The sequence below is a fragment of the Allobosea sp. ASV33 genome, from assembly GCF_016428755.1.
Classification (GTDB): Bacteria; Pseudomonadota; Alphaproteobacteria; order Rhizobiales; family Beijerinckiaceae; genus Allobosea.
The window spans coordinates 21,426-37,908 of the sequence record NZ_JAELTI010000051.1 but is presented as its reverse complement, the minus strand read 5'-3'; the positions used below and the strand labels follow the sequence as shown (position 1 = coordinate 37,908).

The following is a 16,483-nucleotide window of genomic DNA, read 5'->3' as shown; positions in this document are numbered from 1 at the left end:
GTGATGCTCGCGGTCTTAACCGCGAGAGGCGATTGTCGACGCATAGCCAAATGCGTCAGCCGTCAGGCTGTACGCTACGACATCGAGCTCGACGGGCTCTCCGACTCGTACTGCTCGGCCACTGGCCGTGTCCTGCTGGCTCACTGGGATCCGCCTCTCACTGACGGATATTTTGCGCGGGCGAACCTCATCCCAAGGACACCCAAGACGGTTACGGATCCGGACGCGATCCGGGGTATGTTCGAGACGATCCGGGCGGAAGGCATCGCGGTTAGCGACGAAGAGCATGTCACCGGCTCGACGGGTCTTGCCGCACCTATCTGGGGGAGAGAAGGCAAGGTGGTAGCGGCGCTCAATCTTGGCGTTGTGACGCTACGCTACCACTCCCGCGCAAGCGAACTTGCAGATCAACTCAAGGACGGCGCCAGTCGCATAAGCGCCCGGCTCGGCCACAAGGCATGAAGATCGCTTCGACTGGCAGTGTCGCGTCTGACGGCGGCTAAGGCTTGGTTCAGCGTCTCTTCAAGACTCTGAGCCCGATCGTCGTCAGTCCAGCGCCGCCGGCCTATCGCGCCGGTGATCACCTCAGCGACGCACCTCGCCCTCAGGCTCAAGTCTATCGAAAGCGCTTCGCAGCGCCATTCAGCAGTCTGTGTGAGCGCCTCCGACATCTTTCGTTGAAGCCTTCCAAGCCCGCTCGACACGATGCTGCGGCTCCTAGCGCTTGGAGACGCCCCAGGTGATCGGGCGATTGGCCGGCCATGAGACATACCCCTCGATGCGGGGATGCACCGCTTCGATAATCGGCGCGAAGTACAAGCCAACGATGGGCACATCGGCCTGAACCTTGGCGTGGAGGGCTGCCAGGAGCTTGCCCCGAACCGCGGGGTCGTCGGTGGTGTCGAGTTGCCCGAGGAGCTCGACCGCCGCAGGGTCGCCATATTGCGCCGTCTTGAACTTCGTCTTGTCGCCCACAAAGGCGGCATACATCAGCGCTGGATCGAAACGGCCCGAAAATCCGAAGGATTGCATCTGGAACCGGCCATTGAGGTAGTTCGATAGCTGCGTGGCCCAGTCGATGACGTCGAGCTTCACTGAAAATCCAGCCTCGGTGAGCATCTGCTCGATCATCACCGAATTCTGGTACATGGCTTGATACTGCTTGTTGGTCTGGATGCGCAGCGGCTCGCCCTTGTAGCCGGCCTCCTTCAGCAGCGCCTTGGCGCGAGCAGGGTCATAGGCAGGCCACGCAGCGAAACCTTCGTTGTAAAAGGCGGTGGAGCTGCTGACCGCAGAGGCATTCGCAGGGGCCATGCCAAGCGTCCGGGCTTCGGCGATCTGCTTGATGTCGATCGCATGCGCCACGGCCTGGCGAATCTTGACGTTCGACAGCACCGGATCGTCCGTCTGCATGAGCAGTGTCGACCATCCAAGCCCCGGGGTGCTGAGAACACGCATGCCGCGCTGCTTCATCGCACCCATCTGTTCGGGCTCGATATCGTGGAGGATGTCGACGGCACCGGTCACCAGGGCGGCTTCGCGTGCGCTGGTATCGGGAATGACCTGAAAGATGACCTGGTCCACTTTCATGTCGCGCACGCCGGCGAAGCCATTGGCGGGCGCCGTGCTGCCGCGATACGCCTCAAACCGGTCGAGCAGGATGTACTCCGCCCGGCGCCATTCTCGCAGCTTGAGGGGCCCGGAACCGATCGGCTTGGTCCATTTGCCTTCCGTGTCGACGCTTTCGGGGTGCATCGCCAGCACGTGGCATTGGATATTGGCCAGCTGCTTCAGAAAAATCGCACTCGCCCGATCGAGGTTGAACACGATCGTCTGCGGGTCCGGCGTCTCGACCGACACAACCTTGGCGCCCGACTGACCGTTGAAGACTGGCCGGCAGGTCCAGGCGGACGACTGGTTGAGACGATCCCACGACCACTTGATCTCGGCCGATGTTACGGGCTTGCCATTATGGAAAAGGGCTGGACGAAGCTTGAAGGAATAAGTCCTGCCGTCGTTGGTCAGCGTCCAGCTCTCGGCGAGCGCGGGCCCGACATCGAGATCCGTCTTGTAGGCGACGAGGCCCTCGAACAGCTGGTGAATGACCGTGTCGGTATTGGTGTCGCGGTTCACCCCTGGCTCGAGGCTGCGGATATCCGCGTTCAGCGCGATCGCCAGCCGCCCGGCCGTGGGAGCAGATTGGGCAAGGGCCGATCCCGTGACCAATGCGACGAGAACGGCAAGGCAGATGCTACGTCGCATGGTCGGTCTCCATCAGGAATTCGGGGGAAAGGCGCGCATTACGGGCGAGGCACCGCTTGAACCAGAAAGTCGCTGACCGCCGGGACCAGCCCCGCGTGGCGGTGAGCAATGCCCGGCACGGTGTCGTGACGAACGGCTATGCCGTGGTTCTCGAAGCTCGATTTGAGGCTGCGCAGGCGCTCGGGCCGGTCGACACCCGCGATCGCGCAGTCTTCGCGCCACAGCGGCGAGTTCTTCGCCAGCGTGATCTCCCAGGTCTCGGTATCATCGCCCCCGATGACCATCTGGACCGCGACCTGACGCATCGCTTCCAGGTCGATCGCCCTGCCCATCACCGTTTCGAAATCGCGCACGCCGACCCAGTAGTCATGCTCGAAATCGAGCAGCGTCACGATGCCCGGAGCGCCGATCGAGACCGCGGACAGCCGCTTGGGATGGAGATAGAGGAAGCGGTGTGCGAAATGCCCGCCGCCGGAAAAGCCATAGAGCGCGAACCGGTCGCCAGCGATCCGGTAGCGCGCCATGACCTCGTCGACCATCGACAGCAGGATGGTGTCATAGGGCACCGCCGACGGCGTCATCAGCTTGTATGACGAGAGCTCGCCGGGACTGGTGATGCCAGCGGGAAACAATGGCGCCAGCACGATGCTCCGGGTCTGCTCGGCGTAAGGTATAAAATCGTCGCGATAAGCGACCATGTCGCGCATGGTGCCATGGACCGCGACCAGCAGCCGATATTGTTCGGAGCCGGCCTCGTCGTAATCCTCCGGCACATAGGCGCACCAGGAGAAGCGCGGATCGGCCTGACAAGCATGGATCGTTGTACGTCCGAAGTCATATGCCGAAAGCTTGACTCCGTGACGGCGGATGAGGGCCATCAATATGCTCCTGTCGGGCGCGGATCGAGCGGGGTTGCTCGGTCGAAACTGGCTTCGATGATCGCCCCGACCCGGAAGCAGAGATCCTCGCGGAAACGACCGGAAACGACCTGAACGCCCGATGGTATCCCGTCATGCGGCGCTGTCGGCACCGCTAGGCCCGGCAGGCCCAGCACCGAAATCGCCATGAGCGGACTTTGCGCGGCCAGCACGCGGGCGGTCTCGGCGGCGTTCTGCACGTCGAAGCCGACGGGAAGCGGCGGCGCGTACGAACATGGCATGACCACGACCGGATAGGTCTCGAAGAAGACCTGCCAGTTGCGCAGCGCAAGCAAGCGCTCGCCAAGCGCCGTCAAAGTGTCTGCAGCGCTGTAGCGTGGGAAGACCTCAGCCCAGAGCGCGACCGCCCGCCGTATCCCATCATCGCCATTTTCCGCGATCAGCGGCTGCAGCCCTGCCATGACATCGGCTACGGCGAGCTTGCTCCAAAGATCGCCGACAGCGGCAAGATCGGGCGGCTCGACCTCTTCGACAATGACACCGGCAGCCTCGAGCGCGCGGCCCGCGCTGATCACGGCCGCCGTCACGCCATGATCGACGACGGCATTCCTGGGTTTGCTCACCAAGGCGACGCGCAAGGGCCCCGAGTCGGCTGGAAATGGCGCCGGCACCACGCAACGCGGGTCACGCACGCTCGGCCGCGCCATCGCGTCGAAAGCAAGTTCGCAATCGCGCACATTGCGGGTCAGCGGCCCCTGAACCGCCATGAGCTGCGAAGAAATCGAGGCCAGCCCTTTGGCTGTCGCGTTGCTCGATGGCACCCGCCCGTAGCTTGGGCGCAGGCCGACGAGCCCGCAGCAATAAGCCGGATAGCGCACGGAGCCGGCGATGTCGTTGCCATGCGCGATCGGCCCGATTCCCGCGGCCACGGCGGCCGCTGCACCTCCGCTCGATCCGCCGGGCGTAATGTCGGCGCGCCAAGGGTTGAGCGTTGCGCCATGGAGCGCGTTTTCGGTGTGCCAGCGCATCGAATAGGATGGCGTGTTCGTACGGCCGATGATCACGGCGCCGGCTGCGCGAAGGTTGGAGACGACCGGGTTGTCGCTGTCGGCGACGAGATCCCGATAGGCCCCGACGCCGCCATCGGTGGGGTGGCCCTTCTGGTCGATATTGCATTTGACCGTGATGGGGACGCCGTGAAGCGGGGCGAGCGCCTCACCGCGCGCCCTCATTGCATCAGCGGCGTCGGCAGCGGCCAGCGCCTCCGCATCGAAGCGGCGCACGACGGCGTTCAGCGTGCCGTTGACCGCATCCATGCGAGCGAGACAGGAGGTGACGGCCTCACGGCTTGAAATCTCGCTCTGAGCGATCAGCCGCGCAAGCTCCGAGGCGTCGAGCCGCCACAAAGCCTCATCGGCTGATCCCCCGATCGGGGACATCGCTGTAGTCTGGCTCGACGACATCATAGGCTCCGACTGCGCGTCTTCCTATGGAGGCCAACAATATGTATTTTGTCAAACCATGAAACACGAGAAGGCGACACCGACAGCGCCGACCTTCGATCCTCCGAGCAAATTGCAGCGGGACCTGCTGCCGCGCATCCTCGAGGCAATTCGACACGACGCCGTACCACCAGGGCACCGCCTCCCCGAGGCCTCGCTGGCGCGGCGCCTGCAGGTCTCCCGCACGCCCATAAGAGCAGCGCTGCGACACCTCGCCGAGCGCGGCCTTGTCGTAGCCCTTCCCAATGGCGGCTATGCGCTATCGCGGCCGGCCGAAGAGATTTCCGACAGCGAGTACAGCAGCGGCTCGTCGGAGCTCGACGCCTATTGCGTGCGCGTCGCCAAGGATCGCGTTGCCGGCACCCTGCCCTCTCAAGCCTCTGAAGCAGACATGATGAGGCGCTATGAGATCGGGCGACCGCTCTTGTTGCGCGTCCTGAATAAATTGGCCGAGGTCGGGATGGTTGAGCGCCGGCCGGGTCATGGGTGGCTTTTTTCGCCACTTAACGACAACGCAGCGATCATCGAGGGCTATGCTTTCCGTCGCATCATCGAGCCGGCGGCGGTTCTCGAGGCATCTTTCGCCCCTGACCCTGCCTGGCTCGCGGACATGCGCCGCCGCCATGAAGCGACACTGATGCGCCCCTGGAACGAAAACGACAGCGTCGCGCTCTTCGAGATGAATTGCGAATTCCACGAAGGTCTGATGGCCGCCAGCGGCAACCGCTTTCTCGTGCTCGCGCTCCAGCAGCAGAGCCGCCTGCGGCGGTACTCGAACTACTCGTGGCGCTATGGCCCCGAGCGTGTCGTGGTCTCGTGTCGCGAGCACATCGAGATCATCGACCGCCTGCAGGAGGGCGAACGCGATATCGCAGCCGCCCTCCTGCGACGCCATCTCGATCGCGCCCAGGAGGTCAGCCTTTCGCCTCGGGAGCGCAATGTTTGAGCCAATTGTGAAATGTATTTTATGATGACATAATCCCAAAACGCGTTGACCTCGAACGTCAGCGCGCAGGGCTTGGGAGAATGTCATGACGATCGTTCCGCAGATGAATCCCAGCCGCGAAGGGCTCGATCCGTACTGGCTGCCCTTCACGCCGAACCGTAGCTTCAAAACCAACCCGCGCCTCTTCGTCGCCGGCAAGGGGATGTACTACACAGCAGCGGATGGTCGCGAGATTCTGGACGGGATGGCCGGGCTCTGGTGTGTGAACGCGGGCCATGGCCAAGAGCGCATCACGGCGGCGATCCGCGAACAGGCCGGCCATCTCGACTATGTCTCGTCATTTCAGATGAGCCATCCACTCGCATTCAAGGCTGCCGAGCGCATAGCGACGCTGACTCCGCCCGGAATGGACCGGGTATTCTTCACGAACTCCGGCTCGGAAGCCGTCGACACGGCGCTCAAGATCGCGCGCGCCTATCACCGGGCTCGCGGCGAAGCCCATCGCACCATGCTGATCGGTCGTGCCAAAGGCTATCATGGGATGGGCTTTGGCGGGCTCGCGGTCGGCGGCATCGGCAGGCAGAAGCGCGATTTCGGGCCGCTATTGCCGGGGGTTGCCCATCTTTGCCACACCTACAACCGGGAGGAACAGGCTTTCTCGAAGGGGCAGCCGGAATGGGGAGCCCATCTCGCCGATGAACTCGAAGCCATGGTTCAGGTCTACGACGCGTCAACGATTGCCGCGGTGATCGTGGAGCCCGTCACAGGATCGGGCGGCGTCCTGCCTCCGCCCAAGAGCTATCTCGAAAAACTGCGTGCCATCACGGAGAAGCACGGCATCCTGCTGATTTTCGACGAGGTCATTACAGGCTACGGCCGCCTGGGAGCAGCCTTCGGATCGACCGCACTGGGTGTCACGCCTGACATGATCACCTGCGCGAAGGGCATGACCAACGGCGCGGTGCCCATGGGCGGCGTGATTGCATCTCGCAAAGTCTATGATGGCTTCATGAACGGGCCTGAAAGCGCGATCGAGCTGATGCATGGCTACACCTATTCGGGCCATCCCCTCGCCTGCGCAGCGGCGCTTGCTTCGATCGATGTCTACGAGGAGCAGGACATCTTCGCTCGCGCTGCCAAAATGGCGGTCTATTGGGAGGAGCAGGCTCATTCTCTGAAGGGAGAGCCCCATATCGTCGACATCCGCAATATCGGATTGCTGGCGGCGATCGAGATCGCTCCGAAGGACGAGCCAATGAGCCGCAGCGTGCCTGCAGGCAATTTCTGCTTCGAGAACGGCGTCTTGTTGCGCACGGCTGGCGACGCGCTCGTGCTGTCCCCGCCACTGATCATCTCGGAGAGCGAGATCGATCGCATCTTCGACACGATCAGGAGAGCCGTGCGGTCTCTCGCCTGACAACCCATCGGGTGATCCGTCGATCTTGCACGACGCATCGAACTTGCGTCACGCAGACCGGATTTAGAAATTGCCCCTGCGGAGGGGCAACCTGGATCTACTCAGGTTCGCACCCGCAGGAAGCGCCCCTTGCGGAAGTGGGACGGCTGCCAAAATGCGGACATTGCCCATTTTCTGAGAGAAGCATCTGATCGTGCCTCGGCGTTGGCCGTCGCTCCCTCACGATCTGCATCATCAGGCTGTGTCTGCAGGTGCCGGCACCGTCGACACCTTGCCCCTTCTCTTGTCAGGCCTGAAGGTTCACTCACTCGCCTCGCAATTCTCTATGGAGGTCCGCCGCGGAGATCCCGGCGAGATCAAGCGCCGGCAGCAAGTCGTTCTCGGCGCGGAAGTTCCGGTCGCAGATCGCGTCGAACAGCGCGATGCCGGCCTGGTGCAGGCGGAGCGGCACGCCGGTCATTTGGCCCAAGGCTTCCAGCGGCACCAACCCGAAGGGTACGTCCTCGGTGATGAAACGGGTATCCAGCGTCTTCGGACCGAGAAGCTCCGGGCGGTTCTTGGAGACCGCCGCTGCCATCTCCCCGACCGGCCCAGGCGATACGCCGAATGAGTGGACATAGTGGTCCTGAACGGTGCGGACCGAAAGGCCGAAGGCCTTGGCCAGCGCCAGGCGCTCGACATCCATGGCATCCACGATGCGCCCGACCCCCTGAGTGATCGAACCGTAATTGGGCCAGTCCTCGCCGCGTTCGGCGCGGGTCAGGTTGCCGAGCATATTGGCGACATGGGCCGGAGGATTGAGGTTGCTGAGCATGATCGCCAACACATCCTCGCGTGGCTCGAAGCGATCACCGAACAAGGCGCAGCATAGTGCGAGCCCGGCTCGGGCGTGGCGGATGGGCAAGGTGGCGACGTCGAGCTTTGTCCGGATGCCCGAGACATGGACGCTGCGCGGGCCGCTCTTGCGAGCGGTCAACGCTGTCGTCGCCCAGGTCGCGATCGGAATGTCGATGCCGCGCGCCTTCAAAAGGCGGTGCAGATAAAGCGCCGCGAAGGAGCAGTGGGCGCTGATGATGACGGTCTGTCCCGTCGCCAAATGTGGGGCGATGGCGTCGATCACCGTCCTGAAGCCGTTCGCCTGCACCGTGATGATAACCGCTTCGGCGCCGGAAACGGCTTCCGCACAATCACGGGCGATGCGCAGCGGCACGGCGGTTTCGAGCTTGCCCGTGACGGTCAGTGGCAAACCGCCGCCGAAGTCGGCGAGCGCCGCGCCACTGGGCGACCAGATGACGGGTTCATGTCCCTGCTTGGTCAGATAGGCAGCATAGCCGCGCCCGATCCCGCCGAAGCCGACGATGGCGACGCGCATGGATGATCCCCTTGATAGATGTCAGACGATTTCGAGGCCACCCAGCACATGCCGATGGACGATGGCTTCCAGCGCGGGCTTGTCGCGTTCACGCAGGCGTTCGACGATCTCGTAGTGCTCGCGCACGGTATTGGCGAGCAGCGCGGCCGTGTTCTTCTCGCGTGTCAGCGTGACGGGAACGCGGCTGCGCAGGTCGAAGATCATCGAGACGAGATCGCGGTTCGGGCAGAATTCGAGCATCGCGGCGTGGAAGGCGTAGTTCGCCTCCTCCTGTGCGACGACGGTTCCGGCATTGACCGCCTCGGCAAAGCCGTCGGCACGTTGCCGTAAGCGCTCCAGCCCCGGCTCGTCGATATGCTTCAGCACCTCCTGCGCGGCCGCGACTTCGAGGATCGCGCGGATCGTCACGACATTGCGGAAGCGCTCCTTATCGAAGGTCTCGACGCGGTAGCCGCGATTGGCTTCCAGCTTGACGAAACCCTTCTCCTCGAGCCGGTCCAGCGCCTGGCGGATATCGAGCCGCGAGGCGCCGTATTGCGCTTCGAGATCGACCTGCTTCAACCAGGAGCCGGCACTCAGACGCCCTGTGCTGATGTCCTTTTCGATCAGCTTGGCGAGTTCCCGGGCGCGCGACGCGCTGCCGCCGGCCGTCCGTGCGCTGCGCGTGCCGGCGCCAGTCCCGCCGCTCTGCCCAATATCCAACGTCATCAGCGCCATGTCCCGCAGCCGAATCCCTGCATGCTCGCAACCATCTTCACCCGCTTTGCCGCCGAACCGCAATTCATCGGCCCGGCTCTCCGGCTGGCCGGAGATGAAGTCCTGCGCCTTTGCACCTTCATTAAGCAAAACATCCTATGGCGGGCGATTGACAGATGCCAATCATGAACTCAAGATTGGCGCCAAAGTCAAGAACAGGGGATTGTCATGCGCAGCAAGGTCTTCGCCCGCAGGTTCGTAGCCGCCCTCGCTTTCGGGGTCAGTTCCACCGCTGCCCTCACGCCGGCCGCGGCGCGTGACCTGACCATCGCACTGTCGAGCAACATCAACACACTCGACCCGGACAAATCGACGACCGTTGGCACCGACCTCAGCGTCGCCGCGCACATCTACACGCCGCTGGTCGACCGCGGCCCCGACCTGAAGCTCCGGCCCGGACTCGCCACCAAGTGGGAAGCAATCGGCGACACGGCCTGGCGCTTCACGCTGCGCGAGGGCGTGGCCTTCTCGAACGGTGAGAAGCTCGACGCGGAAGCGGTGAAATGGAATGTCGAGCGCGTGCTTGATCCAAAGACCGGCGCCCGCAACAAGCCCTGGTTCACCGCCATCAGCGAGGTCAAGGCCATCTCGCCGACCGTCGTCGAGTTCGTCACCAAGGGCGCCTATCCCGACCTGCCCGACCAGATGTCGATGTTCCTGCTGATGCCGCCGAAATGGACGGCGGAAAACAATCCTTCGATCGCGGCGCTTGGCAGCGGACCTTACGAACTGGTGCGCTTCGCCAGCGGCGATCGCGTCGTGTTGAAGGCACGTAAGGATTACTGGGGCGAAAAGCCCGCCTTCGACAACGTGACCTTCCGGATCATCCCCGAGGATTCCTCGCGCATCGCGGCGCTGGAAGCCGGCGATGTCGACCTGATCACCGCCTTCCCGACCTCCGAGATCGCCCGTATCAAGGCTGGCGGCAAGGCAGAAGCCGGCTCGGTCGCCGGCACGCGGGGCATGTTCATCAAGCTCAACGGCCTGAAGACCCCTTTCAAGGACAACCCGAAGCTCTGGCGCGCGCTCAATCTCGGCATCGACCGCAAGGCCATCAATGACGGGCTGCTCGATGGCCTGGCCCAGGTCAGCGCCTGCCAGCCGCTCTCGCCGGTCTATTTCGGCTTCAACCCCGACCTGAAACCGGCGCCCTACGATCCCACGCAGGCCAAAAAGCTTTTGGCCGAGGCCGGCTTCGCCAACGAGCTGACCATGGACCTCGAGGTGCCGACGGGCCGCTACATCCAGGCTTCCGACATCGCCCAGGTCGTGGCTTCCCAGCTCGGCGAGATCGGCGTCACCGTGAAGCTGCGCGAGATGGAATTCGGCGCCTTCATGAACAAGTACATCGTCGCCAAGAACCTCGGGGACTCCGCCTATTTCGGGCTGGGATGGCCGACGCTCGATGCCGGCGGCCTCCTGAACTTCTGGGAGAGGGAGAACCCGCAATCCTATTGGGACAATGCGAGCTTCAACGAAGGCGCGAAGGCTGCGCGATCGACCAATGACGCGGCCAAGCGCACCGAACTCTACCGCAAGCTCACGAAGCAGCTGTGCGAAGACTCTCCCTCGATCTTCATGTTCTTCACGCCGATCACCTACGCCCAGTCGAAGGGCATCGCCTGGCAGGCGCGCGGCGACGACTGGGTCCGCGCGATCGACATCAAGACGCGCTGACAAGCCACCAACAAGGCCAGAGCGACGGGCTTCGGCAGCCCGTCGGCGCGACAGCCTTGCCTGAATCCCCGATCAACCGGATCGCGACCACGTCATGACCGTTCAAGACGAAACCACCCTGAAGCTGCGCGTCGGCGTCGATTCAGGCGGCACTTTCACCGATGTCTGCATGTTCGACGAGACGCATGGCGAAATCCATGTCTGGAAAGTGTCGAGCACGCCGCAGGACCCCTCGCTCGGCATCGCCGGTGGCATCGAGCAGGGCGTCGCAGAAGTTGCCAAGGCAACCGGGCAAAAGGTCGACGTGGTCTATTTCGGCCATGGCACGACGGTCGCGACCAACGCGCTGATCGTCGGGCGCGGCGCCGAGACGGGTCTGATCACAACGAAGGGCTTTCGCGACGTTCTGGAACTGCGCCGCCAGAAGCGCGATTCCCTCTACGACATCCAGACAAAGAAGCCGCGCATCCTCGTGGCGCGCGACAAGCGCCTCGAGGTCAGCGAGCGCGTGCGCTTCGACGGGAGCATCCATACCACCCTCGACGAGGAGGAGGTCCGCGCGGCCGCCCGCAAGCTCAGGGAGCAGAACATCAGCACCGTCGCTGTCTGCTTCCTGTTCTCCTTCATCGAGCCGGCGCACGAGAAGCGCGTCAAGGAGATCCTCGCCGAGGAGATGCCGGGCGCCTTCGTCTCGATCTCGCACGAAGTTGCGCCCGAGTTCCGCGAATACGAGCGGCTCTCGACCACGGTCGTGAACGCCTATCTCGGTCCGATCATGAAGTCGTATCTCTCGAAGCTGCAGCCGCGGCTTGCCGAGATCGGAATCGATGCCCATCCGCATCTCACCCAGTCGAATGGCGGCGTCATCTCATCGGAGGTTGCGCAGAACTTTCCGGCCCGGACGGTGCTCTCCGGACCGGCCGCCGGCGTCATCGGCGCGCTGTCGGTCGGTGGTCTCTCCGGCTTCGACAACATCATCACCTTCGACATGGGCGGGACCTCGACCGACGTCTCGCTGATCGATCGCGGCCGGCCGCAGATGTCGAACGACGCCGTCGTCCATGGCTATCCGCTGAAGCTGCCGATGCTCGACATCCACACGGTCGGTGCCGGCGGCGGCTCTATCGCCCATATCGATGCCGGCGGCCTGCTCAAGGTCGGCCCGCGCTCGGCCGCCGCCGACCCCGGCCCGGTCTGCTACGGCCGCGGCAACGAGGAGCCGACCGTCACAGACGCGAATGTCGTGCTGCAGGTGCTGAACCCGACGCATTTGCTCAACGGCCGCATGAAGATCGACCAGGCGCGCGCCAAGGCGGCGATCGGGCGCCTCGCCGACCAGCTCGGCCTCGGTGTCATGGAGACGGCGCAAGGCATCATCAGCGTGGTCATCGCCAATATGGCGAAGGCCATTCGCGTGATCTCGGTCGAGCGCGGCTATGATCCGCGCGACTACGTCATGCTCGGCTTCGGCGGCGCCGGTCCGATCCATGCCGCGCGGCTCGCCCGCGAACTCGAAATCCCGCGCCTCGCCGTCCCGAAATATCCGGGCATCATGTGCGCGCTCGGCCTTCTGCTGACCGATCTGCGTACCAATCTCTCGCTGACCCGGCTCCTGCCGCTGAGCGCCGAGGGCGCGCCGGGAATGGAGAGCGGTTTCGCCGGTCTCGAAGAACGCGGGCAGGAGTGGTTCACCCAGGAAGCGATCCCCGAAGCGCGCCGTTCGCTGACCCGTTCGATCGACATGCGCTATGGCGGTCAGGGCTACGAACTTACCGTGCCGTGTCCCGCAGGCCCGATCGATGCGGCGGCGCTCGTCAAGCTGCGCGAGGAATTCGAGCGCATTCACAAGCAGGTCTACGGCTATATCGCCCCCGAAGAGCCGGTGCAGGTTACGACGCTGCGCATCGAGGCTGTCGGTCTCGTGCCCAAGGCTGATCTCAAGGCCTATCCGCCCGCGACCGACCCGGTCGAGGCCGCCGTCACGGCCCGCCGTGAGGTCTGGCTGCCGGAAACCGGCGGCTTCACCGATTGCCCTATCTACGACCGCGAAAAGCTCGGACCCGGCCACAAGGTCGCCGGGCCCGCGATCATCGACCAGATGGATTCGACCACGCTCGTCCTGCCGGGACAGGTCGCGACGGTCGATGCCTATCTCAACCTCATCATCGAGAGCTGACCATGCTGGACAAAGCCAAGACGCAGCTCGACCCGATCACCGTCGAGGTCATCGGCAGTGCGCTCACCACCATCGTGGAGGAGATGGGCAAGGCGATCATTCGCGCCGCCTATTCGACCAATATCAAGGAGCGGCAGGACTGCTCGACCGCGCTGTTCGATGCGCAGGGCCGCACCATCGCCCAGGCCGAGCACATCCCGGTCCACCTCGGCTCGCTGCTCGGCATCGCCGAGCACGTCTTCAAGAACCACGACCTCTCGACGGTGAGGCCCGGCGACGTTTTCGTCGGCAACGACGCCTATACCGGCGGCGGCACCCATCTCAACGACATCGTCTTCCTGGAGCCTATCTTCCATGGCGACCGGCTGGTCGCCTGGGTGACGAACCTCGCCCACCACTCCGACTTCGTCGACCGCGGCCATGCGCATATCTTCCAGGAGGGGCTGCGCATCCCGCCCGTGCGGCTCTATCGCGAGGGCGTGCTGCAGGAAGACCTGATGCAGCTCATCCTGCTGAACTGCCAGGTGCCGCGCGAGCGCATCAACGACTTCCGCGCCCAGATGGCGGCCAACCGCCTCGGCGTGCAGCGCTACCAGGCGCTCTGCGACAAATACGGCGCCGAAACCGTGCGTGCGGCCGGCGCGCAGGTGCTCGACTATACCGAGCGGCGCACGCGGGCCGGCATCGCGCAGATCCCGGACGGCATCTACAGCTTCCGCCACGACTTCGACAGCAACCTCGTCGACGGCGTGATGGATTTGAGGGTCGTGATCGAGGTCAAGGGCGACGAGATCTGCATCGACTTCCCCGATGCGCCGCCGCAGGTCCGCGCGCCGATCAACATGGTCTACACGGCCCTGTTGGCGACCGTGTATTTCGCCGTGAAGGCGATCGTCGACCCCGATCTGCCGGCCAATTCCGGCTTCCACCGGCCGATCCACGTCTCCGCGCCGCTGGGTTCCGTTCTGAACTCGACGCCGCCGGCCGCCGTCTACAGCCGCACCGATATCGGCCAGCGCCTCGTCGACATGATCTTCGCCGCGCTCGCCGACGTCGTACCCGAGCGCATCGCCGCCGCCTCGACAGGCGGCACGCTGCTGACGACCAGTGGAATCCATCCGCGCACCGGCCGCTTCTACGTCTATAACGAGATGCATGGCGGCGGCATGGGCGCCCGCTCTGACAAGGATGGGCTCGACGGCGTGCAGGTGAACACGACCAACACGGCCAACCTTCCGATCGAGGCCTTGGAGATCGAGCACCCCGTCATGGTGAAGTGCTACGAACTGGTGCAGGATTCCGGCGGAGCCGGCGAATATCGCGGCGGCATGACGCTGCGGCGGCGCGTCGAGATGCTCGACCACATCGCCCGCATCTCGGCCGGCGGGACGAACAGCATCGTGCCGCCCTTCGGCCTCAAGGGCGGCCAGGACGGTCTCACCGCCCGCGTCGAACTCTCGCCCGGCGCCAAACCGCTCGACCGGCGCGCCGGTATTCTGCAGCCGGGCGAATGGGTCGGGATGGTGGCGGCCGGCGGCGGCGGCTTCGGCGACCCCAAGAAGCGCGACCGGGCGCTGGTCGAGCGCGACCTGCGCGAGGAACGTATCTCGCGGCAGGCGGCGATCGAGATCTACGGATTGAAGCCCTGAGGGACGCTCTGACGAAGGAGGCCGCCGGATGCCGCGCCACCTGACCTCCCGCCTCGGCGAGGGCCTGATCGCAATCTGGGGCGTGGTCACGATCGTCTTCGTCGTGTCGCGCATGCTCGGCGACCCCGCCGTGCTGCTGCTGCCGATCGGGGCGACGGAGGACCAGCTCAGCGAATTGCGCACTCAGCTTGGCCTCGATCAGCCGCTGCTGGAGCAATACCTGACCTTCCTGTCCCATGCGCTGAAGGGCGACTTCGGTCAGTCCTTCCAGTTCGCGCGCCCGGCGCTCGACGTCGTGCTCGAAAGGCTGCCGGCGACGGCCCTGCTCGCCGGCTGCGCGCTCGCGATCGGCGTGCTGGTCGGCGGCCTCGCCGGCGCACTCGCCGCGATCTATCGCGGCTCCGCGATCGAAGGGCTGGTGCTTCTGGTTGCGCTGCTCGGCCAGGCGACGCCCTCCTTCTGGCTCGGCATCATGCTGATCCTGTTCTTCGCGGTGCAGCTCGGCTGGTTTCCGACCGGCGGCTACGGGGAATGGCAGAACCTTGTGCTGCCGGCCATGACATTGGCCTGCTTTACGACGGCCAGCATCGCGCGCCTGCTGCGCTCCTCGATGCTGGACGTGATGCGCGACGACTATGTCCGCACCGCCTATGCGAAGGGGCTCGCTCCCCGCCGCGTCTATATCTGGCATGTCGGCCGCAATTCGCTGATCCCGGTCGTGACCATGACCGGAATCCTCGCGGGCGAGTTGCTCGGCGGCGCCGCCGTCACCGAGACCGTCTTCGCCTGGCCGGGCGTCGGGCGGTTGATCGTCCAGGCGATCGAGACCAAGGACTTCCCGGTCGTGCAGGCCGGCGTCGCGGTGGTCGCGACCATCTTCGTCGTGGTCAATCTTCTGGTCGACCTGCTCTACACCCTCATCGACCCGCGCATCCGGCAGGCATCATGAGTTTCTTCGCGTTCCTGCATCGCCAGCGCGCGAACTGGCTCGGGCTGCTCGGAGCCGCGTTGCTGGTGCTCCTGCTGGCGCTGGCGCTCGCCGGGCCCTGGCTCGGCCTGCCCGACCCGACGCGCGGCGATCTGCGCGCCCGCATGATGGCGCCGACGATCTCCTGGGCCGGGCTGGGCGTCCACCCTCTCGGCACCGACCAGCTCGGCCGCGACATCCTGAGCCGCATTATCGCGGGCAGCCGCGTGACGCTGACGATTGCGGGTTCCGCCGTGATCCTCGGCGGCATCGTCGGCGTGCTGCTCGGACTCGTCGCTGGTTATTTCGGCGGCTGGTACGACCGGGTGCTGATGCGCCTGGTCGACATACAGCTCGCATTTCCGCTGATGCTGCTTGCCCTGCTGGTCGTCGCCGCGCTCGGCCCCAACCTGCAAAATCTGATCGCGGTCCTCGCCCTGACGAGTTGGGTCCGCTACGCCCGCATCATCCGGGCCCAGGTCCTGACCGTCCGGGAACGCGAATTTGTCCAGGCGGCGCTGGCCATGGGGGCGGGCCATGCCCGCCTCCTGCTGCGGCACATCCTGCCGAACGTCCTGACCCCCGCCTTAGTCGTAGCGACCCTGGAACTCGCACGCACGATCGTGCTCGAAGCCGGCTTGAGCTTCCTCGGTCTCGGCATCCAGCCGCCCGCGCCGAGTTGGGGGCGCATGCTGGCGGACGGGCGGACCTATATCGCCAGCGCCTGGTGGATCATCACCTTGCCCGGCCTCGCGCTGATGCTGACGGTGCTAAGCGTCAATCTCCTTGGCGACTGGCTGCGGGACTGGCTCGATCCACGCGCGGATCGCCACTGATATCGGCCGACATGCCAGACATCATCCGAGACGCGCCCGGGTGGC

At 64.7% G+C, this 16,483-nt stretch carries 14 protein-coding genes; 9 read left to right on the top strand and 5 right to left on the bottom strand.

The genetic code is table 11. The features are described 5' to 3' along the window. Positions 1-462: IclR family transcriptional regulator (locus JHD80_RS15845; protein ID WP_282568399.1), on the top strand; the 462-nt coding region annotated here is incomplete at its 5' end. 255 nt (positions 463-717) lie between these two features. On the opposite strand, the gene JHD80_RS15840 is transcribed toward JHD80_RS15845, so the two are convergent. Genes JHD80_RS15840 through JHD80_RS15830 form a run of 3 tightly spaced genes read right to left on the bottom strand, consistent with a single transcriptional unit; the run spans position 718 to position 4,579 of the window. After that, positions 718-2,262 carry an ABC transporter substrate-binding protein gene (locus JHD80_RS15840; protein WP_199089094.1) on the bottom strand — a complete coding sequence of 515 codons (1,545 nt, stop codon included), beginning with the start codon at positions 2,260-2,262 and terminating at the stop codon, positions 718-720. A 38-nt stretch (positions 2,263-2,300) separates the two neighbouring features. Further along, the gene (locus tag JHD80_RS15835) at positions 2,301-3,140 is read right to left on the bottom strand and encodes an alpha/beta hydrolase (RefSeq protein ID WP_199089084.1); all 840 of its coding nucleotides are present in this window, start codon (positions 3,138-3,140) and stop codon (positions 2,301-2,303) included. Then, positions 3,140-4,579 carry an amidase gene (locus JHD80_RS15830; protein ID WP_199089082.1) on the bottom strand — a complete coding sequence of 480 codons (1,440 nt, stop codon included), beginning with the start codon at positions 4,577-4,579 and terminating at the stop codon, positions 3,140-3,142. Before JHD80_RS15830 ends, JHD80_RS15835 begins: the two co-directional genes overlap by 1 nt. A 136-nt stretch (positions 4,580-4,715) precedes the next feature. Between JHD80_RS15830 and JHD80_RS15825 the strand changes: the two genes are divergently transcribed. Beyond that, the gene (locus JHD80_RS15825) at positions 4,716-5,588 is read left to right on the top strand and encodes an FCD domain-containing protein (protein WP_248311586.1); all 873 of its coding nucleotides are present in this window, start codon (positions 4,716-4,718) and stop codon (positions 5,586-5,588) included. Positions 5,589-5,673: 85 nt separating this feature from the next. Next, a complete protein-coding gene (gene aptA, locus JHD80_RS15820; protein ID WP_199089078.1) occupies positions 5,674-7,005 on the top strand; it encodes an omega-aminotransferase AptA in 1,332 nt (443 codons plus the stop codon). A gap of 304 nt (positions 7,006-7,309) precedes the next feature. Here aptA and JHD80_RS15815 read toward each other — a convergent pair whose 3' ends face one another. Both JHD80_RS15815 and JHD80_RS15810 read right to left on the bottom strand, forming a co-directional pair. After that, positions 7,310-8,377 (bottom strand): NAD/NADP octopine/nopaline dehydrogenase family protein, encoded by a 1,068-nt coding sequence (locus JHD80_RS15815; RefSeq protein WP_199089074.1) that lies wholly within the window; start codon positions 8,375-8,377, stop codon positions 7,310-7,312. Between the two features lie 21 nt (positions 8,378-8,398). Then, a complete protein-coding gene (locus tag JHD80_RS15810) occupies positions 8,399-9,085 on the bottom strand; it encodes a GntR family transcriptional regulator (protein WP_199089061.1) in 687 nt (228 codons plus the stop codon). A 30-nt stretch (positions 9,086-9,115) separates the two neighbouring features. Between JHD80_RS15810 and JHD80_RS15805 the strand changes: the two genes are divergently transcribed. The 6 genes from JHD80_RS15805 (at position 9,116) to JHD80_RS15780 (ending at position 16,438) form a co-directional block, all read left to right on the top strand. Next, positions 9,116-9,262 carry a hypothetical protein gene (locus tag JHD80_RS15805; RefSeq protein WP_199089058.1) on the top strand — a complete coding sequence of 49 codons (147 nt, stop codon included), beginning with the start codon at positions 9,116-9,118 and terminating at the stop codon, positions 9,260-9,262. A gap of 39 nt (positions 9,263-9,301) precedes the next feature. Next, complete coding sequence (locus JHD80_RS15800; protein WP_199089056.1) at positions 9,302-10,810, top strand: ABC transporter substrate-binding protein; 1,509 nt, start codon at positions 9,302-9,304, stop codon at positions 10,808-10,810. A gap of 94 nt (positions 10,811-10,904) precedes the next feature. Further along, positions 10,905-12,986, top strand: a complete 2,082-nt coding sequence (locus JHD80_RS15795) for a hydantoinase/oxoprolinase family protein (RefSeq protein ID WP_248311585.1) — start codon at positions 10,905-10,907, stop codon at positions 12,984-12,986. A gap of 2 nt (positions 12,987-12,988) precedes the next feature. Beyond that, the gene (locus tag JHD80_RS15790; protein WP_199089054.1) at positions 12,989-14,635 is read left to right on the top strand and encodes a hydantoinase B/oxoprolinase family protein; all 1,647 of its coding nucleotides are present in this window, start codon (positions 12,989-12,991) and stop codon (positions 14,633-14,635) included. A 28-nt stretch (positions 14,636-14,663) separates the two neighbouring features. After that, positions 14,664-15,584, top strand: coding sequence for an ABC transporter permease (locus tag JHD80_RS15785; protein WP_199089052.1), 921 nt, complete (start codon positions 14,664-14,666; stop codon positions 15,582-15,584). Next, the gene (locus JHD80_RS15780; protein WP_210339906.1) at positions 15,581-16,438 is read left to right on the top strand and encodes an ABC transporter permease; all 858 of its coding nucleotides are present in this window, start codon (positions 15,581-15,583) and stop codon (positions 16,436-16,438) included. The genes JHD80_RS15785 and JHD80_RS15780 overlap by 4 nt, the downstream gene beginning before the upstream one ends. Positions 16,439-16,483: the final 45 nt, after the last annotated feature.